General features: G+C 45.3%; 20 protein-coding genes. 11 read left to right on the top strand and 9 right to left on the bottom strand.

Annotation, left to right across the window (positions count from 1 at the left end):
* The first annotated feature begins 49 nt into the window (after positions 1-49).
* Positions 50-1,579 (top strand): MFS transporter, encoded by a 1,530-nt coding sequence (locus IQQ51_RS01080; protein WP_193840143.1) that lies wholly within the window; start codon positions 50-52, stop codon positions 1,577-1,579.
* 1,401 nt (positions 1,580-2,980) lie between these two features.
* Here the strand turns inward: IQQ51_RS01080 and IQQ51_RS01075 are convergent.
* Both IQQ51_RS01075 and IQQ51_RS01070 read right to left on the bottom strand, forming a co-directional pair.
* Positions 2,981-4,609 (bottom strand): ABC transporter ATP-binding protein, encoded by a 1,629-nt coding sequence (locus IQQ51_RS01075; RefSeq protein WP_193840142.1) that lies wholly within the window; start codon positions 4,607-4,609, stop codon positions 2,981-2,983.
* Positions 4,610-4,621: 12 nt separating this feature from the next.
* On the bottom strand, positions 4,622-5,116 hold the full coding sequence (locus tag IQQ51_RS01070; RefSeq protein WP_029235272.1) for a hypothetical protein: 495 nt from the start codon (positions 5,114-5,116) through the stop codon (positions 4,622-4,624).
* Positions 5,117-5,356: 240 nt separating this feature from the next.
* Here IQQ51_RS01070 and IQQ51_RS01065 point away from each other — a divergent pair, with 240 nt between their 5' ends.
* Positions 5,357-7,717, top strand: coding sequence for a Lon protease family protein (locus IQQ51_RS01065; protein ID WP_017061577.1), 2,361 nt, complete (start codon positions 5,357-5,359; stop codon positions 7,715-7,717).
* A gap of 192 nt (positions 7,718-7,909) precedes the next feature.
* Here IQQ51_RS01065 and IQQ51_RS01060 read toward each other — a convergent pair whose 3' ends face one another.
* On the bottom strand, positions 7,910-8,656 hold the full coding sequence (locus IQQ51_RS01060) for a flagellar brake protein (RefSeq protein WP_017065025.1): 747 nt from the start codon (positions 8,654-8,656) through the stop codon (positions 7,910-7,912).
* Positions 8,657-8,930: 274 nt separating this feature from the next.
* Between IQQ51_RS01060 and IQQ51_RS01055 the strand changes: the two genes are divergently transcribed.
* The 3 genes from IQQ51_RS01055 to IQQ51_RS01045 are packed head-to-tail and all read left to right on the top strand — an operon-like array spanning position 8,931 to position 11,510.
* A complete protein-coding gene (locus tag IQQ51_RS01055) occupies positions 8,931-9,215 on the top strand; it encodes a GNAT family N-acetyltransferase (protein WP_048611915.1) in 285 nt (94 codons plus the stop codon).
* Between the two features lie 11 nt (positions 9,216-9,226).
* Positions 9,227-10,339, top strand: a complete 1,113-nt coding sequence (locus tag IQQ51_RS01050; protein WP_193840141.1) for a phosphotransferase — start codon at positions 9,227-9,229, stop codon at positions 10,337-10,339.
* Positions 10,329-11,510: an MFS transporter gene (locus tag IQQ51_RS01045; RefSeq protein WP_050632535.1), complete on the top strand. Its 1,182-nt coding sequence runs from the start codon at positions 10,329-10,331 to the stop codon at positions 11,508-11,510. Before IQQ51_RS01050 ends, IQQ51_RS01045 begins: the two co-directional genes overlap by 11 nt.
* Before the next feature lie 102 nt (positions 11,511-11,612).
* Here the strand turns inward: IQQ51_RS01045 and IQQ51_RS01040 are convergent, their stop codons facing one another.
* The 4 genes from IQQ51_RS01040 to IQQ51_RS01025 all read right to left on the bottom strand — a co-directional run bounded on the left by IQQ51_RS01040 (position 11,613) and on the right by IQQ51_RS01025 (position 16,321).
* Positions 11,613-12,959: an MATE family efflux transporter gene (locus tag IQQ51_RS01040; RefSeq protein WP_193840140.1), complete on the bottom strand. Its 1,347-nt coding sequence runs from the start codon at positions 12,957-12,959 to the stop codon at positions 11,613-11,615.
* A gap of 101 nt (positions 12,960-13,060) precedes the next feature.
* Positions 13,061-13,903 (bottom strand): helix-turn-helix domain-containing protein, encoded by an 843-nt coding sequence (locus IQQ51_RS01035; protein WP_193840139.1) that lies wholly within the window; start codon positions 13,901-13,903, stop codon positions 13,061-13,063.
* Between the two features lie 274 nt (positions 13,904-14,177).
* A complete protein-coding gene (locus tag IQQ51_RS01030; RefSeq protein ID WP_193840138.1) occupies positions 14,178-15,095 on the bottom strand; it encodes a DMT family transporter in 918 nt (305 codons plus the stop codon).
* Positions 15,096-15,427: 332 nt separating this feature from the next.
* Positions 15,428-16,321: a DMT family transporter gene (locus IQQ51_RS01025; RefSeq protein WP_048611858.1), complete on the bottom strand. Its 894-nt coding sequence runs from the start codon at positions 16,319-16,321 to the stop codon at positions 15,428-15,430.
* Between the two features lie 123 nt (positions 16,322-16,444).
* On the opposite strand from IQQ51_RS01025, the gene IQQ51_RS01020 reads away from it, so the two are divergent.
* Complete coding sequence (locus tag IQQ51_RS01020; protein ID WP_017054932.1) at positions 16,445-16,927, top strand: MarR family winged helix-turn-helix transcriptional regulator; 483 nt, start codon at positions 16,445-16,447, stop codon at positions 16,925-16,927.
* 99 nt (positions 16,928-17,026) lie between these two features.
* Here the strand turns inward: IQQ51_RS01020 and IQQ51_RS01015 are convergent, their stop codons facing one another.
* Together IQQ51_RS01015 and aceB are read right to left on the bottom strand one after the other, a co-directional pair.
* A complete protein-coding gene (locus IQQ51_RS01015) occupies positions 17,027-17,467 on the bottom strand; it encodes a GlcG/HbpS family heme-binding protein (RefSeq protein ID WP_008220964.1) in 441 nt (146 codons plus the stop codon).
* 101 nt (positions 17,468-17,568) lie between these two features.
* Positions 17,569-19,194: a malate synthase A gene (gene aceB / locus IQQ51_RS01010; RefSeq protein ID WP_193840137.1), complete on the bottom strand. Its 1,626-nt coding sequence runs from the start codon at positions 19,192-19,194 to the stop codon at positions 17,569-17,571.
* Positions 19,195-19,507: 313 nt separating this feature from the next.
* Between aceB and gcl the strand changes: the two genes are divergently transcribed.
* From gcl to IQQ51_RS00985, 5 genes are all read left to right on the top strand, one after another.
* Positions 19,508-21,280: a glyoxylate carboligase gene (gene gcl / locus IQQ51_RS01005; RefSeq protein WP_193840136.1), complete on the top strand. Its 1,773-nt coding sequence runs from the start codon at positions 19,508-19,510 to the stop codon at positions 21,278-21,280.
* Positions 21,281-21,397: 117 nt separating this feature from the next.
* Positions 21,398-22,174, top strand: coding sequence for a hydroxypyruvate isomerase (gene hyi / locus IQQ51_RS01000; RefSeq protein ID WP_193840135.1), 777 nt, complete (start codon positions 21,398-21,400; stop codon positions 22,172-22,174).
* A gap of 37 nt (positions 22,175-22,211) precedes the next feature.
* Entirely contained in the window at positions 22,212-23,108 is an 897-nt protein-coding gene (locus IQQ51_RS00995) for a 2-hydroxy-3-oxopropionate reductase (RefSeq protein WP_193840134.1), read from the top strand.
* 242 nt (positions 23,109-23,350) lie between these two features.
* Positions 23,351-24,661 (top strand): glycerate kinase type-2 family protein, encoded by a 1,311-nt coding sequence (locus IQQ51_RS00990; RefSeq protein ID WP_193840133.1) that lies wholly within the window; start codon positions 23,351-23,353, stop codon positions 24,659-24,661.
* Between the two features lie 163 nt (positions 24,662-24,824).
* Complete coding sequence (locus IQQ51_RS00985) at positions 24,825-25,439, top strand: TetR/AcrR family transcriptional regulator (protein WP_048611847.1); 615 nt, start codon at positions 24,825-24,827, stop codon at positions 25,437-25,439.
* Position 25,440 lies beyond the last annotated feature (1 nt).

Raw genomic sequence — 25,440 nt, 5'->3', positions numbered from 1 at the left:
TTGCCTTTATCTTAGGCGAAAACCTATTGATGGATTAAAGGGTATTAAAATGAGTGAAGCGAATCAATCAGCAAGCCAGGTTAACGTAGGGGCGAGCTATCAACCTACGGCCAATGGCTCTGTGCCGTTGTATCAAAAGATCGCCTTTGGTGTTGGCTCTTTAGCGAATCAGCTATTTGCTGCTGCACTGGGTGTGTTCATGATTGTGCTGGTTATGGGGTTAGGTATGGATCCACTGCTTGTGGGTATTTTAGGCGCGGTTCCTCGCCTGTTTGATGCGATTACAGACCCATTAATGGGGTATATTTCTGATAACTCACATACGCGTTGGGGACGCAGACGTCCATATATTTTTGTTGGCGCCATTATCACGGGTGTCGCTTTTATGTTGATGTGGCAAATATACCCAGAGAATGGTGAAGCCTATAACTTTGTGTACTTTTTAGTACTCTCATTGTTGTTCTATTTAGGTTATACCATTTTCGCGACGCCTTTAGTGGCTTTAGGCTATGAAATGAGCCCAGACTTTCATGAGCGAACTCGTATTATGGCGGTTTCTCAATGGATTGGGCAATTAGCATGGGTGATTGCGCCTTGGTTCTGGGTAATGATCTATGATCCGAACCTTTATGAGTCTGCTGCAATTGGTAGCCGTGAGTTGGCTATTTGGGTCGGTCTGCTTTGCCTAGTGTTTGGTATTACACCGGCTCTATTCTGTAAAGAGCGAGCACCAACAGAGCAACCAACTGAAAAGCTAACACTTTCTTCTTTCAAAAATATTTTTGGGAAGTTCTTTAAGGGAATTTGGCAAACCTTTAAATGTTTACCGTTCGTAAAACTGTGCAGCGCGACATTCCTTGTTTTCAATGGTTTCCAAACGGTGGCTCAGTTCTCTTTCTTTATCATTGTCTTTTACGTATTCAATGGTGATCAAGGTGCAGCTGGAACATGGCCTGCTTGGTTCGGTACTATCAGCTCACTATGTACTTGTTTATTAGTGATTCCGATTATTACCAAAATCTCACAAAAGTTTGGAAAGAAAAATGCCTTTATTATCGCGACTCTAGTGTCAATTTTAGGCTACATACTTCGCTGGTGGGCATTCGAACAAGCACTGAACCCAAGTACCCACTGGATGATGTTTGTTTCATTGCCTCTGATGGCTTTTGGTATAGGCGGTTTGTTTACTTTAATGATGTCGATGACTGCAGATGTATGTGATTTAGATGAGTTAAACACAGGTGAGCGTCGTGAAGGGGTGTTTGGCGCGGTGTACTGGTGGTTTGTTAAGTTGGGTACAGCAATTGCTACCTTGATGTCTGGTTGGGTACTAAGTTCGATTGGCTACAAAAGGCTGGAAGAGATCAGAAACTCTCTGATTAGCGGTGAAGCACTTTTGGATATGCCAGAAGCGTTAGATATCATCAACTTAATGAGAGTAGCGGACATTCTTATTCCGGTGGTAACTGCGGTATTGGCCATTGTTGTTATGTATCGATACGATTTCACGGAACAAAGAGCAATTGAGGTGAGACAAGAGCTAGAGTTTCGTCGAGGTAAGATCAAGCACGCAGAATAATACAAATGAACTTAGGTTGTTAATCTTGCGCGTTCCTGTTTTAATATGCGAGATCGGACTAGTGTTAACTGTACTACTTCTATATTAGCCAGCAACGTGAGTTGCTGGCTTTGTTACATAGAGCGATTTATTCCAAGTGTTTTTAAATGCTTCATATTGTTATCTTCCTGAGGGTTTTATTTTTGTCGATTTATTGTTTGTAATGTATGAGAAAGTAACAAGGTAACGGAGTGATAGGTTAAACTTAGATAAATATATTTAAATAATTATAATGTGTAGATTTACTAAGTGGTTTTTTCTTTGATAGTTAACTCATGGAATTAGTAATTAATTATAAGCCATAAACAGATAAATTTCGATATTGTCAGGATTTTACTTATTTTTTTTATATAAATGTTGTCTTTTCTTGCGCAGAAGCGTTAGATATGATGGATTGTATTTTGATATCTTTACTCTATTCGGGTTCTGTTGGGGCGGATTATTTGATACGAGAGCGCTCTAGAATAAAGCTACGGGCAAGAATACCTGTTCTTGATGTTGTGAAAGTACTCGTTGGATCAAAATACATCTTATGTACCGTCTTGGTAGTTGTTTAGTTACTCTGAAACCAACAATAACCCACAAAAATTGGATAATAAAAAACTATTCAAATTTCTAATGGTGATAGCCACACCCTTAAAAATTCATATATCACGATTTATTCAGTCAATGCGACTAGTAATATTATTCGAGAACTAGCGTTCACCTCATTCACACTTACAGTGTGATATCTTTTTTAGTTGTTGGTTTATATTTTCGTACCATATCCATCGTTATAACGAGAGTGGCGTATTTTATTTTGATTAGCAAAAGTTAAAAGCACTTGGGTGTGACGGGGGTGTTACTTGTTTGGGAGAGAATAATTTGTCATTATATTCCTCATATCGAATGAATATATGGTTGTATATTAGGCTCAAGAGATTTGGTAGTTGATAGAAAATATGGTATTGAGTACAGGATTTGCTATCACTCGCTCTATTGGAGTGAGTCATATCAATGTGAATGACGCATTGATTTTCTGTATTGAACGTGCAGATAAAACGTTCAATACAGAAAAAATTCCAGGCGGGAATTGTGTATTTAGTCAGCTTACGGATTGTATTTATTAGTAATGAATAGGTCTACAGAAACAGTTGTACCTGCTAGTCAGAAATGAATTAAAAGTAATAGTATTGAATTTCGCTTTTTGAGAAATTTAAAGTTAATCATTGCCGTCTGAACAGAAACGAAAAATGTCGCATCCATGCGACATTTTTCTTTTGGCGGCCAAACCAGTTTTGCTATATCCATTCTAGAGTTCAATCCATTAGGAGATTAGTCAGAATGTATATATAAGACGCTGTTAATGTTGATTAGTTCCCTCTACGCGGCATTTTTTTTCGATTTATCTTCTAAGTCGAATGACGCAGCGATTAATTTCTTGGTGTAGTCGTTTTTCGGCGCATTGAAAATCTCTTCTGCAGACCCTTCTTCCATCACTTCACCCTTCTGCATCACCAATACACGATCCGACAGTGCTTTCACTACCGAGAGGTCGTGGCTGATGAATAGAAAGCCAATATTGTGCTTGGCTTGAATGTCTTTGAGCAGGTCAATCACGGTCAGTTGTACAGAGCGATCGAGTGCAGAGGTCGGCTCATCCAGCAAAATAAAAGAGGGTTCAAGAATCAGCGCGCGAGCAATCGCGATACGTTGTCTTTGTCCACCTGAGAATTCGTGCGGATAGCGGTTAATTGAATTCGGCTCTAAGCGAACCTCAATCAACGCTTTGCGAGCTCTTTCTAATCTCTCTTTCTTGGATAGATGAGGTTGATGCACCGTTAAGCCTTCGGTGATGATTTCCCCAACCGTCATACGTGGTGATAAAGAACCATAAGGATCTTGGAACACCATCTGCACATCTTTCTTAAGCTTGTGACGCTCTTTGTCGTTCAACAAACTAACGTCTTGGCCTTTGTAAACTATGCGTCCGCTGCTTGGCAGCAAGCCGATTAATGCACGTCCAAGGGTTGATTTACCTGAACCAGATTCACCAACAATGCCCAAGGTTTCGCCCTGTTTAAGGTTCAACGAAATGCCTTTTACGGCTTCGAAGTACTGGCTTTTACTCTTGATGAAGTGTGATTTAACCAAGAACTGAACTCGGATGTCGTCAGCACACAATAGCTCTGGGGCTGTCGCCTCAACAGGAACCTTAGCGCCTTTCGGAATAGAGTTAATCAGCATCCGTGTGTAATCGTGCTTAGGGTTATCGAACAGCTCTTGTGTTTGCCCTTCTTCAACCAATTCCCCTTTACACATGACGAGTACACGGTCGGCAAAGTGTTTCACTACGCCTAGGTCATGGGTGATGAACAAAATCGCCATGCCCATTTTGCCTTGAATCTCTTTGATAAGAGAAAGTACTTCCGCCTGAACAGTCACATCCAATGCTGTGGTGGGTTCATCGGCTATCAAAATATCTGGTTCATTGATCAAAGCCATTGCGATCATGATGCGCTGTAACTGACCACCCGAAAACTCATGCGGATACTTGGTATAAGCTTGTTCTGGCATTGGCAAATGAACCAGATTGAAGAGCTCTAGTACGCGCTGTTTTGCTTTTGATTTCGATACATTGCGATGACACATAATGGCTTCTGCCACTTGAATGCCAACACGAAGGTAAGGATTGAGAGAGGTCATCGGCTCCTGAAAGATCATGCCGATTCTGTCGCCACGAATCGACTGCATTTCTCGCTCAGTTTTTCCAAGAATCGATTGCCCCTCAAACTCGATGTTTGATTGCTGATCAATAATCGCGTTATCAGGAAGCAAACGCATAAGCGCGTTGGAAGAGACGGATTTACCTGAACCTGATTCACCAACAATGGCCAAGGTTTCGCTTGAGTTAAGGGTAAAGTTAACCTTTTTGACCGCATCAATGATTCCATCATTGGTTGTGAAGCTAACGGAGAGGTTATTGACTTTAAGTATGGCCCGGTCCGACATGATATATCCTTATCAATTTAAGACATTAGGTGAAGATTGAACTTCTGACGTTGTTTTAAGTTGCCCAAAATGGTGATGAGCACGTTGAATTTGTTCTAGTTCGAGCATCCAATGCGAACTACGCTGAGCGCTGCAAAAAGCGATCAGGTGATTGAGTAAATCTTCGCTCTGCTTTTCCAATAACCCAAAGGTACGTTGAATCAGCTCAGTGTTCTCAAGAGAGATAAATTGCATCAGAGCGTAAGATTGATTCAAGGTATCGAAGGCTTGTTGATGCTGACCTAAACGGTTGAGTATCTCTGATTGAGCGACACTCGCATCTCTCAACCCGGCAAGCAGGCAGGCAAATTGGCAAGGCTTAATATCGCTTTGGTATGCTGCATCTTGGATGTGATGAGGAAGTGAGGTTAGAACATCACCATACAGGCGCTGTGCTTCAGGCCAGTGACCTTGTTCCATTAACTGTTCAGCTTTTAGGTAGTGCATCCAGCATCGTTCAATTTCCATATCCACATCCTCAATTTATAATATCCGAAAATGTTAATGATATTTATTATCAATTGCAAATTAAAATCATTCACATGTTAAGTTGGTGAATTAAATAACGAGCTATTCCTAAAAATGGCTTAAATTGTGTGTTATTTGTTCAGTTGAACAGCTGTGTAGCGTAAGTCACTAAATTTGTAGGAAATTACATCTACACTGATTTTATCTACACCCAAGTAATGAAGGACTAAGGAGGCGGCGATGGCGATGCAAAGACTCAATACAGAACAGCTGTATCAGGTAGCGGATTTAGACAAGCTACCATGTAAGTCGACCAAAGAACTGGCTCCAATTGACGAAATCGTCGGGCAGGAACGGGCACAAAAAGCCGTTGAGTTCGCGATGTCAATCAAGGAAAAGGGTTACAACATTTATGCGATAGGGCGAAATGGTCTGGGTAAACGCACCATGATCTTGCGCTATCTGAACCGTCACCCTCAAGAAGTGCAGGAGCTTTTTGATTGGTGTTATATCGCGAACTTTGAAGATATTCGCACACCTAAGGTACTGAAATTGCCGCGTGGCGTTGGCAGCAGCTTGAAGCAAGATATTGAAAAATTGATGCGTAAGCTGCTGAAAGGTATGCCTCTCGCGTTTGATAACGAGATGTACTTTAGCCGTGCTGACAGGCTTAAAAATCAACTGGCAGCTAAGCAACAAGCCGCGTTAGAAAGCATTAGCCAAGAAGCGAAAGACAAGGGCATTAACCTGACGATCACCACTCAGGGTGATTACCAGTTTGTGGCCATGAATGGCGATGATCTTCATACCGAAGAGAGCTTTGATCTGCTTTCGCCTGAAGAACAAGATCAATTCGATAAAACCATTGATGGATTGGAAGTCGGCCTACGCACCATTTCTCGTGAGTTGACGGAGCTTGAAGAGACGTACACTGAGAAAATTCAAAAGCTTAATGATGATACGGCGCGAGACGTGATCACTCACTTCATCAAGCAATTGAAGAAGGATTACAGCCAATATCCAGACATCAAAAAGTACCTAACGGCACTGCGTAAAGACATTGTCGACAACGCTGACATCTTCTTAGAAGAGAGCACGGAGCAAGCAGAAGTTGCAACAGCCTCTTTAGATAAAAAGATGCCGCGTCGTTACAAAGTTAACGTGATTGTGAGCCAAAAGGAGGAGACTCTGCCGATCGTGGTGGAAGAGAATCCGAATTACCACTCTCTGTTTGGCTATGTAGAAACGGCAACGTTCAAGGGTACTGTCTTTACTGACTTCTCACTGATTCGCGCAGGTAGCTTACACAGAGCTAACGGCGGCGTATTACTGATGGACGCAGTGAAGGTGCTTGAGCAACCGTACGTTTGGGAAGGCTTGAAACGAGCGCTGCGTTCACGTCAATTGAGCTTCACTTCATTAGAAAAAGAGGTGACCTTAACGGGCGCGGTATCGCTTGATCCAGAACCGATTCCATTGGACGTTAAGATCATCCTGTTTGGCGATTACCGAACTTACCAACTGCTGCAACACTACGATGCAGAGTTTGGCGAACTGTTCCGTGTGACGGCCGATTTTGAAGATGAGATGAAGCGTACTCCCGATTCTGAAATGCACTACGCGCGCTTTATTTCGAGCATCGTGCACGACAACAACATGCTGCACTGTGACCGCAAAGCGATCGCTCGCATCATTGAGCACAGCTCTCGTCAGGCGGGTGACCAAGGTAAATTGTCTCTGCACTCTGCTCACATTGCTAATCTGCTTCGTGAATCAAACTACGTGGCGAGAGGCTCAAAATCGAACCTGATTCGTGCGACGCACGTTGACCAAGCGTTATCTAACCAACAGATGCGTGTAGGACGACTGCAAGACAGCGTGATGGAAACCTTCACTAACGGTACAACGCTAATCCATGTTGATGGTCAGGCGGTTGGGCAAGTGAATGCGCTGTCTGTACTCAGTACGACGGATCATATGTTTGGTGCACCGAACCGAATCACGGCAACCACCGCTTACGGTGATGGTGAAGTGATTGATATTGAAAGAAACGTAGACCTAGGTGGCAGCATTCACTCGAAAGGTGTGATGATCTTGTCAGCTTACCTTTCTTCCGTATTTGGTAAGACAGCCAAAGTCCCGCTCACCACTAACATCACCTTCGAGCAATCGTATGGTGGCGTCGATGGTGACAGTGCGAGTATGGCCGAGTTCTGTGCGGTGGTGTCAGCGTTTTCTAAGCAGCCAAACCGTCAAGATATCGCGATTACAGGCTCGATGAACCAGTTTGGTGAGTCTCAGCCAATTGGTGGTGTGAACGAGAAAATTGAAGGTTTCTTTGATGTGTGTGAAATCAAAGGGCGCTCAAACGAACAAGGGGTGATTATCCCGCGTTCAAATGTTCACAACCTGATGCTGCGTAGCGATATCGTGAAAGCGGTTGAAAAGGGTGAGTTTAATATCTGGGCGATTGACCATGTAACAGAAGCAATTGAGCTGTTCACAGGCAAAGCCGCTGGTGAAGCAAGTGACGAGGGTAGCTATCCAATTGATACTATCTTTGGTATCGCCCAAGCGAAGCTGAACGCACTGCGTAAATAGCTTGAATATCTAGATACACAGTTTAATAGCTAAGCTAAATAGATAGCTAAACAAACAGATAAACAGCCAAAACGCAAAAGCCATCGATTCTAGAGTCGATGGCTTTTTTATTGATTACGATTCGGCTCGCTAGTGAGTTATTCGTTTTTGGCCGGATTACGGTATTCGGTGAAAGTCGCGTGTTAAAAAGCGTTACCCATTTCGTAGGCAAAGCTTGGTGCCATCGAACTTCAGTTTTGCCAATAAGTGTTTGGCGTTAGCTCGGCCAATATCATCAAATTCAACACCGTATCGAGCGTAGTGCGTCGATTTCTGTAGATTACAGACGATGCCTCGCAATGGCGGAATCAATGGGCCATTGTAGTTCTCAGGGGTTATCTCAATAGACACTCGGTCGGCAATCTGAATCGCACGAGAGGTTGGTGAGGTAACGAAACGACAACCACTTTTCGATAAGTCTCGTATCTCACAGTTTGCTCGCTGGTCGTTGAAGATGATTCTTGAAGCCAGATTCACTTCATAGCGTGTTTCTTTACGCAGCTGAGTCACTTGCATCGTGCTTGGTGTCGAAAGTACAAGAATAGGGAAGGGTTCACCAATCTTATGATGAATTTGGCTTCTAAAGTGGATAAGCGCGCCTTCACCTCGTAGAGAATACGCACGAGCAGTCATCCAAAAACCTTCTTGAAAGAAAAAGTTCAGATCTTCATTGGATACCTCGGGAACCTCAACCACAATACAGTTATCACTGTGCGTACCGATAAACTTGGTGGTGGCGAGAAACTTCGTACCAACGGGAGTCGAGACATTTAATGTCAGCTCACTGCCGTGCTCAATCATGGCCAGTGCATCAGTGCTATTGATGGTGGAAACGGTGCGATTTCGAGGGTCTTGAAGTGCCTGATTATGCTCCAAAGGCTTCTTCAGGGGTGCGTTCATTATATGTTCTCCATGCGCCAACATGCGTCTGTTAGTTATATTGGTAACTTGCTAACAAGGGGTTATTACGTGCTAGATTAAGTGGACGTACTCACATAGATTTATAGAGTGCCTTTTATCATTGCTGATTTTATATTAAGCCGATTGCACTGAATTATTTGCTGTGTTTGTAAGTACTTAGTTTTATTTATATGCACTTGCGTTAGTCTATTACAAGGAACTCATACTTCAAACTTTTATTGTTTGTCGTATCAATTATTTGCAGGAGTTGAGAATGCAGGCAGTAAAATGGGATCAAGAAGTGAACCAGATCACGGTAGAGCTAGAACCCAACCAGTTCGCGGTCGTTAAGTATCAAAAGGACGGAGATGTACTACATATCACGTCGACACGCATTCCAGATGAACTGCAAGGCAAGGGCTTTGGTAAGGTGATGATGGAGTCGGTATTGCCTGAAATCGAACAAGCGGGCTTCAAAATTGTGCCGGTTTGTAGCTATGTGGTTCACTACATGAATAGGCAGACACAGTGGTCACATCTTCTATCCGATAAAGCATAACAACGAGTAATATGTCTCAATCAATATCGTCGAATAATCGAGCTCAAGCTACAGCAAGCTCAAGAGAAAATCAGCTTTATCAAAAAATAGCGACCTCATTGGGTTGTCATCAAGGATTTGATGTCCAAGTGATTCAACGCCTATGGGGTGGATATGGCGAGTTAGTTCGCTTGGTCTTTTCTCAAGCAAGCCGTGCTGAACTCAAGAGTGTGATTGTTAAACATGTCGCGTTGCCAGATAAAGCCGAACACCCCAGAGGCTGGAACACCAAACTCTCTCACCAACGAAAGGTACACTCTTACCAAGTGGAAACGGCTTGGTATCAGTCGTTCACCCAACAATGGGATGAGCGCTGCCTTGTACCTGTTGGGCTGCAATGTGAACTAGAAGAGAATGAGTGGCTAATTGTGATGCAAGACTTAGCGGATATAGGTTTTCCGTTAACCTCTCAGTTTGATGTGCTTGCTGCTTCTGACTATCAGGTATCTAGTTACACAAGAGAAGAGCAAAAACAACGCGATGCTTGCCTTAAATGGCTTGCTAACTTTCATGCAAAGCACATCAATATCAATCAACAACAGTCGTCATCATTGTGGCACGTCGGTACTTATTGGCATCTAGATACACGTCCTGATGAGCTCAATGCCTTGGCTGATTTACCATTGAAGAACCAAGCCAAGCACATCGACCGTTTACTCAAAGAATGTCCATATCAGACCTTGGTCCATGGCGATGCCAAGCTCGCTAATTTTTGTTTTGATTCTGAAAGCGAGCGCGCGGCTGCGGTCGATTTCCAATACGTCGGTCACGGCTGTGCGATGAAAGACGTGGCCTTGTTCATGAGCAGTGCGGTGAGGCCGCAAGATTGCGCAGAGCTTGAATCAGAAGTACTAGATGCTTACTTCCAGCACTTGAAAGAAGCATTAGCGCACTATCAACCACACCTTTCATTTGATGAAGTCGAAGCCGCATGGCGACCAATGTTTTGCGTGGCATGGGCCGATTTCCAACGCTTCGTAAAAGGCTGGAGCCCAGAGCATTGGAAGATTAATCCTTATACTGAGCAGTTGACCTTACGAGTGCTCACTCAATTAGACGAACAGGAGTCCGTCAATGTTCGATAGAACCGCGAGCTGGAAAACGCCGCAAAATTTTTTATTACTGATCTCGATTGTTGTACCGATCGCGTTTTCGAGCTGGATGGCTTTGCTTAATAACTTCGTGGTTGAGAAAGCGAACTTTGATGGTGCGGATATTGGCTTGCTGCAAAGTGTGCGTGAGATTCCGGGCTTCTTAGCGTTTACGGTGGTGTTTGTGTTGGCTTTCATTCGTGAGCAACGCTTCATGTTGATATCGTTAGCGATGCTCACTGTGGGCACCGCGATTACGGGTTTATTCCCTTCACTGACAGGCCTTTTGCTCACCACTATTTTGATGTCGACGGGTTTCCACTATTTTGAAACGCTGAAGCAGTCTTTGTCACTGCAATGGCTGAGTAAAGAAGAAGCGCCAGAGATGCTAGGTAAGATGATCTCAGTCGGCGCACTGGCATCTTTAATCACTTACGGATCTATCTGGGTGATGTTAGAACAGCTGAAGCTCGACTTTGCTTGGGTGTACGGTATTACTGGCGGTATTGGTTTTATTCTGGTTTTGGTGATGACCTTTGGCTTCCCTGAGTTTCAAACCAAGACGCCACAGAATAAGAAGTTGGTACTGCGGAAGCGTTACTGGCTCTACTACGCGCTAACGTTTATGAGCGGTGCGAGAAGACAAATCTTCACCGTGTTTGCAGGCTTCTTGATGGTAGAGAAGTTCGGTTATTCGGCTGCCGACGTCACATTGTTGTTCTTGGTTAACTACCTATTTAACTTCTTGTTTGCGAAACGCATTGGACGATTCATCGGTGTGGTTGGTGAGCGCAAGGCGTTGATCTTCGAATATGTGGGTTTGATCGGTGTGTTTGTCGGTTATGGCTTGGTGCAAAGCGCGGAGTGGGCGGCGGCACTTTACGTGATCGATCACCTGTTCTTTGCATTGGCGCTGGCGATCAAAACTTACTTCCAGAAAATCGCAGACCCGGCAGACATGGCATCAACCGCTGGTGTCTCTTTCACCATCAACCATATTGCCGCAGTCGTTATTCCGGTCGTGTTTGGTGTGATTTGGTTATCGTCCCCTGCAACGGTTTTCTACATCGGTGCTGCGATGGCGGCGGTTTCTTTGGCGTTGTCTTTAAACATTCCTAAGACACCTGAAGAAGGCAATGAAGTGCGAATGTTTAGCTGGCGTTAACGCTAGGTAGAGGCAACTAAAAAGCTCCAATATCGCTATTGGAGCTTTTTAGTATGTGCCGTTTGATGGTCAAGAAGCGTTAAGCTCGAAGCGGATTGCTTCCTATGCCACCTGTTTTTCTAAAGAGCCTGCAAAGCGTTTCCTGTAGCTGCGTAACATGCTGAGGCTGACTATCGCGGTTAGGGTCTCGGCGAACAGAATACTTGCCCAAATTCCTTGTTCTGGGAATAGCTTAGGTAAGATGACGATGCCTAATGCGACGAAGACAAAACCACGACCAAGAGAGATTAGTGTCGCTTGCTTAGGCTTCGCCGTTGCCTGAAACAGGTTGGCGATCACCAAGTTGACTCCCATTAGTGGTACAGCAAAGAAAAAGAACGTTAAAGCGGTTGCAGCTAGCCCAATCAAATCACTCGAATCACCTAAATAGAGGGCTGCGATTTGAGGCGCACACAGGTACACAATAATCATAAACACCAAGCCACTACCTATTGCACTTTTTAAACCTAAACGAAAAATTGCTTCGATGCGGTTTGGCTGATTAGCACCATGATTAAAGCTGATGATTGGCTGGCAGGCTTGAGCTATTCCGACCATCACAAACAACGCAAATACCCCGATGTTTGCGGTCAAGCCATAGGCGATAATGTGATTCTCACCAAACTGATGCAGCAACACGTAGTTGAACAATAAAATTGTCATCGCTGCGGTCACTTCAATGAAGAAAGTCGGCGTGCCTATTTTTAGAATGCTTGGCAGTTTGTTAAAACCAATCCCTTTTAAGCTCAGTTCCAATGTGCCTTGTTTACGTACAAAGTGGCTTAATAAAATACAAGCGATGACACCTTGTGCAATGGCTGTACCGTAGGCTGCCCCTTTCATTCCCCAGCCCCATTTCAAGACGAAGAAGTAGTCCAACACTAGGTTGACCACGGCACCTATCGACATCGCGTAAGTCGCCAGTTTTGGGTTGGTGTCATTACGAACAAAGCACGACATGACCCAAGCCAACGAGTACAAAACAAAGAATGGCAGCATCACAGACAGGTAATCGTGAGTCAGTTCAGCCATGTATCCAGAAGCGCCCATCAACGCAATAATGTCGTCCAGAAAATACAGAGCGAGGCTGACTGAGATGGTGCTAAGTACGGCGGTACTCAGCATCGATTGGCTAAAGAGAGTTTGACCCGACGCCGAATTGCCTTTGCCGACTTCAATAGACATAAGAGCCGCGCCGCCAATACCCACCATCATCGCGATAGCGGTAAATATAGAGAAAGCAGGAATGGTTAGCGCGATAGCACCAAGCCCATCTGGGCCAACACCGCGTCCGACGAACCATGCATCTCCCATGATGAAAAGAGACTTGATCACCATGCCGGTTAGCGCTGGCCAAAGGTATTGATAAAAGGATTTAGATATTGGATCGGTTTTTAGGTTGATGGCCACTGGAGTTAGCTCCCAACAAATTGGATTTAACCAAATTGGATGAAATAAAGAGGGAGCATTATCCGAACTTAACTGGATTCTAAAAAGGGATAATCTGCTTATTATGTTGCACTATCTGCACATCGAGTTCGAAATTCTGCAGGTGACTCTTTCATCTGGCCACGGTAAAAACGGCTGAAATAAGCTGGGTCTTCGAAGCCGAGTTCAAAGGCGATGGTTTTAATTGTCTTGGTCGAAAAGATCAATTCTCGATTCGCTTCCAAGATGATTCGATCGTGGATTAACTGAGTCACGGTTTTGCCTTTCTCAGATTTGACGATCTCATTGATGCGCTTGTTAGTTATCGACAGTGCTTGAGCATAAAACTCACAACTCTTGTGGGTGGTGTAGTGCTGCTCAATCAAATCGACCACTTTGTTTACTCGGCTGTCGCGCACTTCGCCTTTCAATGATGATTGGGTTGCAAAACGTAATATGTAGCGCAAAAAGCTATTCATGAGGGATTCTACCAAATCCCAGTCGCTCTCTTCTCGTGCACACTCTTCTTTAATCATAGTGAAAATAGGCAGTAGGTAGCGGTTGCCTTCTTCACTGCAATCTAAGTAGGGAGGGCGACTTTGATGCATGGCAAAAACGGTATCGACTAGCTGTGTGTTACGATGGTTGGTCTTGATAAAGCCTGGGGTAAACACCAATAAACGAGCGCTTTCTCCCACTAGTTCAGATCGGTGAACCTGGCCCGGAGCAATGGTAAAAATACGTCCAACCTTGTTGTCATAGTCTACAAAATCAATGCTCTGACTGCCTAAGCTATCCACGCACCACACCAACTCCCAGTATTCATGTCTGTGCGGTTCTAAGAACGCGTCGTCGCTGTTAGTCAGTTCCTCAACCCTACAAGGCTGACCTTTGATGAGGCGCATGTGTTTGATGGGAGATCTCATGACATTCCTTGGTTGAAGGTAGACTGTGCAGTTAAGACTAGAGTCGGTTGTTTTCGACGTTTCTAATGTAGTCGATAGTGACTTTTAAGTCATTCGATTGCTGCGTTATTGGCTATCTGATATGAGCGGTGAACCAGTGCTGGTGTCGGAATAGACTGAAGTATATGTGGTGGAAGTGAGAGAGAGGTTTAAGTCGGAGTGGTATCTAAATAAAACCCTAGAGACTCATTGCGAGCCCTAGGGTTATATATACAGATTATTAGTCTAGCTTAGCCTAGTTGCTACTTACTGTTTTCAAAGAAGAGCGTAGCTTGAAGATTCCCTTAGGTGCCTTGGTCAGCAAGATGCCGCAAAGTAGAGGAATCATCATTACAAGTGACTGTTCAGATAGAACCTCACCATTGATGTAACAAGAGATCAGCAGCGCAACCACTGGGAAGATTAGGAAGCAGATAGACGCTTGGAAAGGGGTCGAAACCTGACCTAATTTAAAGTAAGCCACAATGCCGCCCACACTCGCCACAAAGCCTAGGTAAACCACAGCTGAGATTGAATCCCAAGTGAAAGATTTAACATTTACGTTTTCGCCCATAGCTGATACGGCAAATAAGAATAGAGCTGCAATTAAGCTTGGTACGGCGTTGTAGGTCAGTACTTCAATGCCTTTGCAGTGCTTTTGAACCAGCACATACATAACTGCGTGAATCGCCACAGCAAGGCCTAAGCAAACCGTGCCAATTAGGTAGTCATCGCCACCCATCTGCATTTCATTACCAAGGATTAAACATAGGCTCACAACAGCAGCGATCAAACCGAATATCTGGTGCTTCGCCAGTCGTAGACCTAAGAATAAGCCAGACATCAGCATCACAGCGACAGGCATGTTGGCGAAGATGATCGACGCTAGACCAGAAGAGATGTATTGCTCACCATAGATCATCAAAGTGAACGGAATCGCGAAATACATCAGCGCAACAATAAGCAGCCATTGGCGCTTACCTTTAGGGAACAGTAGTGGTTGGTTGAAGACTTTCGCCAATACCGCAAGCAGAGGGGCTGCAAGTAAAAAGCGCAACGCAGTAGCAAAAATAGGTGGGATAGAATGCAATGCTACTTCCATAGCGAACCAAGTGGTTCCCCAAATTAAGCAAACAGAGACAAAAAGCAAGATAGTTAGCGACTTCGAATTCATGGTGACTACTCATTAATAATTATTTTAAATCATAGGCTTGTAGCGCCTTAATGACGTGGCACAGTATAGAAAGGTAGTCGGAGAAAAGTTTTGTCTTTTTATCTCTAATTTAAGTTTTTTGTGGAAATTAAATCTCTAATATGATCATTTTATAGAAAATAAATTCACTTTAGATAGTTTAATTAAAGTCATTATTCTTTGTGAGGTCTAATTTTGCTCAGGAAGTGATCAACTCAACGAGTATGGCTGTTGGGTTATTGCTGTTAGCGTAACAACAAAAAACGCGCCCACAGTGAGGCGCGTTTTTGATCAATATATTTAAGAGACGGTATTTATTGCGTAACAGGCTTAACTTGTTTGGACTGCCTTACCGCCAGGATAAGTTGCGGTAGCAGCGACATCACTATCATGCCGGTCATTAGTGAGTATTGTACTGCAGTGAATGATTCACCCATCAACACCATACCGGTCACAATGCCAGCTACTGGGTTTGCAATGCCACCGAAGGTGAAATCAACCACCGACATACGTTGTAGCAACCACACGTACATGCCGTAACCCAGTGCTGTGTTTAGACCAATAACCCAAACCAAGCCCATCGCATTGCGAGTATCGAAATGAGTGACAGCATTAACATAAGGCTGCGGGTCGATGAATGCATGAACGCCAGACGCGACAGACAAAATCGTACCACCCAAAATCAGTTGCCACGTGAGTACCTTCCACCAATGCATACGGTTACCCAGTGACTTGGTAATGCTGCTGCCGATAACGATACACATGATCGCGGCGAACATTGCGCCTAAACCTATTGGGTTCAGAGCAATTTGGCTTGGGTTAAAGAGTACCCACGCTAAGGTGATCAAGCCAATACCTGAAAGGGCTTGAATCAGGTGTGGGCGCTGTTTTTTCACTACCCAGTGGAAGATCATCGCGAACACCGGCACAGAGATCATACCCACGCCAGAGATTGCTGAAGGTAGCGTCAGCGCCATCACGAAGATCAAGCCAAAGAAGGTCGCGATATTGATAAGGCCCAGTGTGAAAATGATCTGCCACTCGCCTTTTTTAGGCAGTGTTGGCTTTACTGCTAGCAATAACAAACCAGCAGGCAACGCACGCAAAGCACCCAATAATAATGGTGGCCACTCCTGTAGCGTAAATTGCGTCACTGCATAGGTTGTTCCCCAAAAGAACGCGGGGATCATTGCTAATAATATGTTCATTTAAAATATCTTTACGTTAAGATAACTATTGTGTGAACTGTATACTGAGAACTAGTGGTTGTAAAGTATCTTTATGTTAAACTAGTTTGAAGTAATCAGACTAACAACGGAGCGAGATTGCAAATGGATGCTATCGACCGCGTAGTAGAGCAATGGGCAAAGGAAAAGCCCGAACTAGAAACTGAGCCTATGGCAATGATGGGTCGGATTATGCGTATTGCCAAGTATATGGAGACGCAAGTTGCCGAGCTTCATAAAAAATACGACATGAAGCTGGGTGAGTTTGATGTGCTGGCGACGTTGCGACGTTCTGGAAAGCCTTACCGACTGACGCCATCTGAACTGATTGGATCCATGATGCTGACATCAGGCGCGATGACCAATCGCCTTGATAAGCTAGAAGCCAAAGGGTTGATCAGTCGTGAGCACAGCAAAGAAGACAGACGCAGCGTGAGTGTTCAGTTAACCAAAGATGGTCTTATTCTGATTGACCAAATGATGACTGAACATGTTGAAATGCAGAAAAAACTGGTTAAATCATTGTCTGCGAGTCAGAAGAAGAACACCAACCAACTTCTGAAAACATGGTTGAGTGCGTACGAGTAGTTTTGCTGACCTTCCTTTAGATTCAATAAAAAACCGAAGCCTAATAGCTTCGGTTTTTTTGTTCTTGTTTAAGAACTTCAAGTACAGCGAATTGGCGAGTTAAGCTTGGAGCATCTCGTCGCTAAACAGTTCTGCACAACCAATGCCATTGATGGCGCAGCTCTCGTCGATGTCTGAAATGTCACCGCTGACACCAATCGCGCCAAGTACCGTTTTGTCCTTATCTCGAATCAGTAGGCCCCCTGGTACTGGCACCATGTTTCCGTGTGCGAGTACGTTTACGGCGGAGATGAATGCTGGTCGGTTGTCAGCATCTTGGGCGAGTTTTCTTGAGGAACAGCCCAGTGCGAGTGCTCCCCATGCTTTAGCGATCGCGATGTCTGGTCGCATCATGCTAGAGCCATCTTGACGTTGCAAAGAAATCAGTTTGCCACCGCTGTCTAAGACGGCGACCGTCAAAGGTTCTGTGTGGATCTTGTTTCCTGCTTTTAAGGTGCCATCAATGATGGTTAACGCTTGTTGTAGAGTCAAACTTCCCATGTTATCTCCTAGTTTTTCAAGGGGCCATGTACCAAGCTAAGTCAGCCGAACATTACTCTAGTTGTGAATATCATCGACTGATTCAGCTCGGTACAAGAGTCCTAACTGGACTCTTGTAATAACCCATAGCTGGGTAAAGTTAGGAAGGCAGCGAACTCTTCGGCTGTAGAAAGTTGATAGAAAAGATCGGCTGTCTCTTCAAATCGACCTGCTGAATAGCGCGAGTCTCCGACTTCATGTTTTATGGTGTCTAGCTCTTGGTAAAGCCAAGAGTGGAATAGTGATTTGGTAAAGGTTTGGCCATCATCGAGTGTTACCCCGTGGTGGATCCATTGCCAGATATTGGCTCTCGAGATCTCAGCGGTCGCCGCATCTTCCATAAGGCCGTAGATAGGTACACAGCCGTAGCCTTGGATCCAAGCTTCGATGTAATACAGCGCGATGCGTATATTCTTACGCACACCCGCTTCGTCGCGGCTGCCTTCGCAAGGTTTTAGCAACGAGTCTGCATTGATCACATGCTCTGGGCTTTGGAAGTCCATTTGGTTTACTTTGCCATCGAGGTGCTTATCGAATATCGACATCGCTAAATCAACCAGTGCAGGGTGCGCGACCCAAGTGCCATCGTGTCCGTTTTGAGATTCTCTCTGTTTGTCTTCAATGACTTTGGCGGTGACACGCGCCATCTCTTGCGGGTCTTTCGCTGGAATAAAGGCTGACATACCACCCATCGCCAGTGCGCCACGAGCGTGACAAGTACGCACCAACAGTTGGCTATAGGCGTTGAGGAATTCTTGATCCATGCCGATGCCGTGACGATCTGGCAGGATGCGGTCTTTATGGTTCTTCAGCGTTTTGATGTAGCTGAAAATGTAATCCCAGCGACCACAGTTCATTGCTACGATATGATCACGCATGGCGTACAAGATCTCTTCCATTTGGAATACGGCTGGAAGTGTCTCAATCAAAACCGTCGCACGAATGGTGCCTTTGGGTACGTGGAAATAGTTTTCGGTGAAGCTGAAAATATCGTCCCACCACTGTGCTTCTTCCATGCTCTCAAGCTTGGGAATGTAGTAGTAAACGCCTAAGCCTTGTTGTGCTCGTGACTGATAGTTATGGAAAAAGTACAAAGCGAAGTCCATCAAACAACCGCCGATAGGCTGATTGTTGAATTGGATGGATTGCTCAGGAAGGTGGATCCCTCGTGGGCGTGCGATTAGCAGTGCAGGATCGTCGTTTAATTGGTAACGCTTCTGCTTCTTCTCATCGAAATAACTAATGGTGCCAAGGTTGGCATCTCTTAGGTTGATTTGCCCTTCGACCATATTGGCCCAAGTCGGGGAAGAGGCATCCTCAAAGCAACACATGAAGACTTTCGCGCCTGAGTTTAGCGCGTTGATCACCATCTTTCTTTCGATAGGGCCGGTGATCTCTACGCGGCGATCGAGTAGCTCTGTTGGAGGCGTTGCTACCTTCCACTCTTTATTCTGACGAATGGAAATGGTGTCTTTTCTGAAATTGGGTAACTCACCCTCGTCATATTGAGCTTGTTTTACGTCGCGGTCACTTAGCAGGGCATGACGGCGATCTCCAAACTTATTGACGAGAGCTTCTAAGAATTTTAATGCATCTTTAGACAAGATCTCTTTGTACTCGGAGTTGTCCATATTCCCGAGTACCTGCATACACTGTACTTCTTCTCTCTCTTTTACGTCATTCATCATTGTTGTCTCCTTTGAACAATACGATGTCACTTTGTATACAAAATGCTCTTTTTAAGGATATTTATATTGCATAAATTGTAAACAAGCAAAGGGTATTTAACATTTATTTATCATTTGATCTTTTTGTGATTTATTTTCACGTAAAGATATTTTATGTAAAGCAATGAATTGTAAGCTTTTCAGGGTGGGTGCTTACTCAGAATGGCAGCGGTATGTAACTAAATTGTTTCATTTTGGGGTTGATAAATGGCGAGGATGGTTCATAGTACACAAAAGTTAGTTTAATTGTATACAATCTGAACTGGAGGTTCGAATGGCAATTATGAAAGCGATTGAAGCAGCGGTAGAGGTGCTTAAACGTGAAGGTGTAGACATCGCATTTGGTGTTCCCGGCGCAGCAATAAACCCTATGTATGCGGCTATGAAAAAGCTCGGAGGAATCGACCACGTCTTAGCTCGTCACGTAGAAGGTGCATCCCATATGGCTGAAGGGTACACGCGTACTAATCAAGGCAATATAGGTGTGTGTATTGGTACCTCTGGTCCTGCGGGAACGGACATGATCACGGGGCTTTATTCGGCGTCTGCAGATTCGATCCCAATTCTGTGCATCACAGGCCAAGCGCCCCGTGCTCGTCTTCACAAAGAAGATTTCCAAGCGGTCGACATTGAATCTATCGCCAAGCCAGTGACCAAGTGGGCAACCACGGTACTGGAACCTGCACAAGTGCCACGCGCATTTCAAAAAGCCTTTCATTTGATGCGTTCGGGTCGCCCGGGACCAATCCTGATTGATCTACCGATTGATGTTCAGCTGGCTGAGATTGAGTTTGATATCGATACCTATGAACCGCTAGAACCTTACAAACCACAAGCAACTCGCGCGCAGGTTGAGAAAGCATTAACCATGATGTCTCAATCTGAAAAACCGCTGATTGTATCGGGCGGTGGCGTGATTAATGCTGGCGCGTCTGAATTGTTGCAACAGTTTGCCGAGATCACCGGTGTTCCTGTGATTCCAACCTTAATGGGTTGGGGATCGATCCCGGATGATCATGACTTAATGGCGGGCATGGTGGGGCTACAAACGTCCCATCGTTACGGTAACGAAACCATGCTCAACTCTGACTTTGTGTTTGGTGTCGGTAACCGCTGGGCAAATCGTCATACCGGCTCTGTGGATGTTTACACCGAAGGCCGAAAGTTTGTACATGTGGACATTGAACCAACCCAAATCGGCCGCGTGTTTTGTCCAGATTTAGGCATTGTTTCTGATGCGAAAGCAGCACTAGAGCTAATGATCGAAGTGGCGCAAGAGTGGCGTGATGCAGGCAAGTTGCCGAACCGAAATGCTTGGGCAAGTGAGTGTCAGGAACGTAAATCGACCATGCTGCGTAAAACCAATTTCGACGAAGCACCAATGAAACCGATGCGTGTTTATGAAGAGATGAACAAGGCATTTGGTCGTGATACTTGTTATGTGAGCACCATTGGTTTATCGCAAATCGCCGCCGCTCAGTTCCTGCATGTTTATAAGCCTCGTAACTGGATCAACTGTGGTCAGGCTGGCCCGCTAGGTTGGACAACACCCGCCGCATTGGGCGTACGAGCTGCCGATCCTGATCGCGATATTGTCGCTATCTCTGGTGACTACGATTTCCAATTCATGATCGAAGAGCTGGCGGTAGGTGCGCAATTCAACTTGCCATACATTCATGTGTTGGTGAACAACTCATACCTAGGCTTGATTCGCCAAGCTCAGCGCCAATTTGATATCGACTATTGTGTACAACTGGCGTTTGATAACCAGAATGCGCCTGAGCTTGAAGGCTACGGTGTTGACCATGTTGCGGTTGTTGAAGGTTTAGGTTGTAAGGCAATTCGAGTTCGTGAACCAGAGCAAATTGCGGCAGCGTTTGAGCAAGCCAAAGAGCTGATGAACAAGCATAAAGTACCGGTTGTTGTTGAGCTGATTCTTGAGCGAGTAACCAACATTGCGATGGGCGTTGAGATCAATGCTATTAACGAATTTGAACCGCTTGCCGAAAGCCGTGGTGATGCCCCAACGGCGCTGGCGTACAAGTAATCATTAAGTCATGTGTATCCGTAGAGCTGAGGCTTAGCTCTACGGAAAAGCCTCCAATAGAGCGAGGCTTTACTACAAATAACCAGATTTTAAAAAATAAAGAATAAGGACAGAGTCATGGCAAAATTTGCAGCAAACTTGTCAATGTTATTCACGGAAGTTGATTTTATGGAGCGCTTTGAAGCCGCCGCAGAAGCGGGCTTTCAAGGTGTGGAATACCTTTTTCCTTACGATTTTGATGCTCAGGCAATCAAAGTAAAGCTCGACGCTAATAACCTAGAGCAAGTGCTATTTAACTTGCCTGCGGGTGATTGGGATGCTGGCGACCGTGGTATCGCTGTAGACCCAGCACGAGTAGAAGAGTTTCAAGCGGGTGTACCTAAAGCCATCGCTTACGCAAAAGCGCTCGGTTGTACTCAAGTGAATTGCTTGGCCGGGATTGTTCCGCAAGGTGTCACCCAACAAGATGCGCAATCGGCGTTTGTGATTAACCTGCATTACGCGGCGAACGCGCTAGCAGCAGAAGGCATCAGCTTAGTGATAGAAGCAATCAATACTCGCGATATTCCGGGCTTCTTCTTGAACACGACTGAGCAAGCCAAAGCGATCATCAAAGAGGTAGGGAGCGATAACCTTTCTATCCAATACGATATTTATCACATGCAAATTATGGAAGGCGATCTTACGCCGACCATGCAGCAAAACATTGGCCAAATCGCACACGTGCAACTGGCGGATAATCCAGGTCGACACGAACCGGGGACGGGAGAAATCAATTACCCATTCGTGCTCAATTATCTTGATGAACTTGGCTATCAAGGGTGGGTTGGCTGCGAATACAAGCCGAAAACAACAACGACAGAAGGCCTTGGTTGGCTACACCAGTACCGTTAATTGCGTCTGGTAACCCTCAAACGTTAAGGAGAACAACATGTCTAAAATTGCATTTATCGGAACTGGCATCATGGGGAAACCTATGGCGAGTAACCTTCAAAAAGCAGGTCACGATTTGATTCTGTCGGATCACTTTAATGTAGCACCTGCCGATCTTGTGGCAGCAGGCGCAACGGTCTGCCATTCACCCGCAGAAGCGGCAGAGGCGGCGGATGTCATTATCCTAATGGTGCCGAATACGCCTCAAGTGGAAGACGTCCTGTTTGGTGACAATGGCGTCGAGCAAGGCCTCACCGCAGGTGGCGCTGTTGGAAAACTGGTTATCGATATGAGTTCTATCTCGCCAATCGCGACCAAAGCCATTGCAGCGCGAATCAACGAAGGCGGTGCTTCATACCTTGATGCTCCGGTATCAGGTGGCGAAGTAGGCGCTATCAATGCAGCGCTGACTATCATGGTCGGCGGTGAGCAAGACGCCTTTGATAAAGCCCGTCCGCTATTTGAAATCATGGGTAAGAACATCACGCTGGTGGGTGATAACGGTGCAGGTCAAACGTGCAAAGTGGCTAACCAAATCATCGTTGCTCTGAATATCGAAGCCGTGTCTGAAGCGTTAGTCTTTGCTTCAAAAGCCGGTGCCGATCCAGCACGCGTACGTCAGGCTCTATTGGGCGGCTTTGCTAACTCTAAGATATTGGAAGTGCACGGCGAGCGCATGGTTGAAGGCACATTCGACCCTGGCTTTAGAATCTCACTTCACCAGAAAGATCTGAACTTAGCACTAACGGGCGCACAAGAATTAGGTGTTGCACTGCCGAATACGGCGAATGCTCAGGCGTTGTTTGGCGAGTGTGCCGAAATGGGCGGTGAAGGTTGGGATCACTCTGCGCTTATCCAAGCGATAGAGAAACGCTCTGACCACTCGATTCGTTAATCTAGTTAACGGTTTATCCGTTTAGTGGTTAATCAATCAACCGATTATCCGTTAATTAATTGGGGCTGCTATCGATTCGTAGCCCAACAGTTTGTTTATAAATCGCGTAGTTTCGTCTCCTTTTATACGCGTTCCTGATACAAGGCAGAGGTTGAAGTTGTTCCTTTCCAACTTGATCTTAGCAGGCACCCTTTGGCCTTGTATCGGGGTTCTTTTTTTCTCCGTCAACTAAGGAGTGGCTGATGGACATTGATGCTAAGCAATTTCTGCAAACCCTTTTCTCAAGTGCTGTTAATCAGGCGCTACCTAAAAATCACATCGAACCTTTTCTTCCTCAAGACATTTTTTATCGCTTTGCTAACCAAGCTGGGCGTACTGTGGTGATAGGAGCAGGAAAAGCGGCCGCGTCAATGGCAGCAGAGCTTGAAGCGGTTTGGCAGGCAAAGAAACAACAAGACCTTGCACTGCGTGACCTTGAAGGCTTGGTGGTGACTCGTTATGAGCACACCGCCCCTTGCGAACATATTGAGGTGATTGAAGCAGCGCACCCCGTGCCAGACGCGATGGGTTTAGAAGTAAGCCAACGTATGTTGCAATTGGTGAGTGGCTTGAGTGCTGACGACACAGTGATTTGCCTACTGTCTGGCGGTGGCTCTGCTTTACTAAGCTTGCCCGGTGGCGACATCAGCTTGGCAGAGAAGCAACAAATCAATAAAGCGTTGCTTAAATCGGGCGCCGCTATTGATGAGATGAACTGCGTTCGTAAGCATTTATCTTCGATTAAAGGTGGGCGATTAGCGAAAGCTGCTTACCCGGCAAGAGTGGTCTCTTTGGCGATTTCAGATGTGCCGGGCGATGATATCAGTGTGATTGCATCGGGCCCGACCGTGCCAGACACCACCACCCGTTTTGATGCGATGGCAATACTGGAACGCTATCGAATAGAAACACCACCTTCGGCATTCGAATGGTTGAACAACCCAGAGTCAGAAACGGTAAAGCCGGATGATGAGTGCTGGAAAAACGCCGAGCACCATATTATCGCCACCCCGATGTCAGCATTGGAATCCGCTGCGGCAGAGGCTGAAGGCTTAGGCATTCCGGCTTATGTGTTGAGTGATTGTATAGAGGGAGAGGCGCGAGATGTCGCGAAAGTTCACGCAGCGCTGGCTAAGCAAGTGGCCAATCATAAGCACCCGTTTGAGACGCCTTGCGTGATACTTTCTGGTGGCGAAACCACGGTAACCGTTAGAGGCAATGGTCGCGGTGGGCGTAACTGTGAATTTCTGTTGAGCTTGTATAACGAGCTCAAAGGCCAAGACAACATATTTGCATTGGCTGCCGATACCGACGGGATTGATGGCGTGGAAGACAATGCGGGTGCGTGGATCACACCTCAAACATGGCAACAAGGTTCGAGCCTGTCTCTTAAAGCGCAAGAATACCTCGATGCGAATAACAGTTACGATTTCTTCGAACAAGTCGATGTGCTTCTTACCACGGGGCCTACGCTGACCAATGTGAATGACTTCCGTGCGATATTGATTCTTTAATTTGAACAGTTCAAAAACACAGTATGGAATGGTCGCTTCTTAACAAATAGAGCGGCCATTTTATTGTTATCAATGCGGTGACCTTGAGTTCTGAAATTATCTTCTGGACTAATGAAGCACGTTGATTACTATGATTTCAGTAACGAGCTGTAAAGGATGCAATATGTCTAGGATCAGACAAAAGAATCAAGATTTAATCATCGAAGTCGCGTGTGAACAATTCGCCACTCATGGTTATGCTGCAACAAAAATGGCTGACATCGCAAAAGCGGCCGACATTCCCAAGCCTAATGTATTCTATTATTTCAGCTCTAAAGATAAGCTCTACAACGCTGTGCTTGAAACCGTCACTCAGCCATTACTTGAAGCGTCTCGTCCGATTGAAGAGCTCAGCGATCCTGTTGAAGCCTTGTCTCAATATATTCAAACCAAGCTGATCATTTCTCGCGATCATCCGCACGCCTCTAAGGTATTTGCCAATGAAGTGATGTCTGGCGCGAAAGTGCTACCAAAAGAGATTGGTGACGAGCTGTATAAGCAATCCCAGATGATTCTTGATAAGTTCTCGACATGGTCGGCGCAAGGTCTAATGGACGATGTTCCCGCTCATCACCTGATGTTTACCATCTGGGCAGCCACACAAACTTACGCCGATTTTGGCTGGCAGATTTGTAGCGTAATGCAGAAAGAACAACTCGATGATAAAGACTATGCCGATGCCGCTGAGTTTATCACTCAACTGGTGATTAAAGGCTGTGGTGTGAAAGGAAAAGCTTAGT

The sequence above is a fragment of the Vibrio sp. OPT18 genome, assembly GCF_015163615.1.
In the GTDB taxonomy this organism is placed as follows: Bacteria; Pseudomonadota; Gammaproteobacteria; order Enterobacterales; family Vibrionaceae; genus Vibrio; species Vibrio coralliirubri.
The sequence above is the reverse complement of the archived record's forward strand: the minus strand, read 5'-3'. Positions and strand labels throughout refer to the sequence as shown.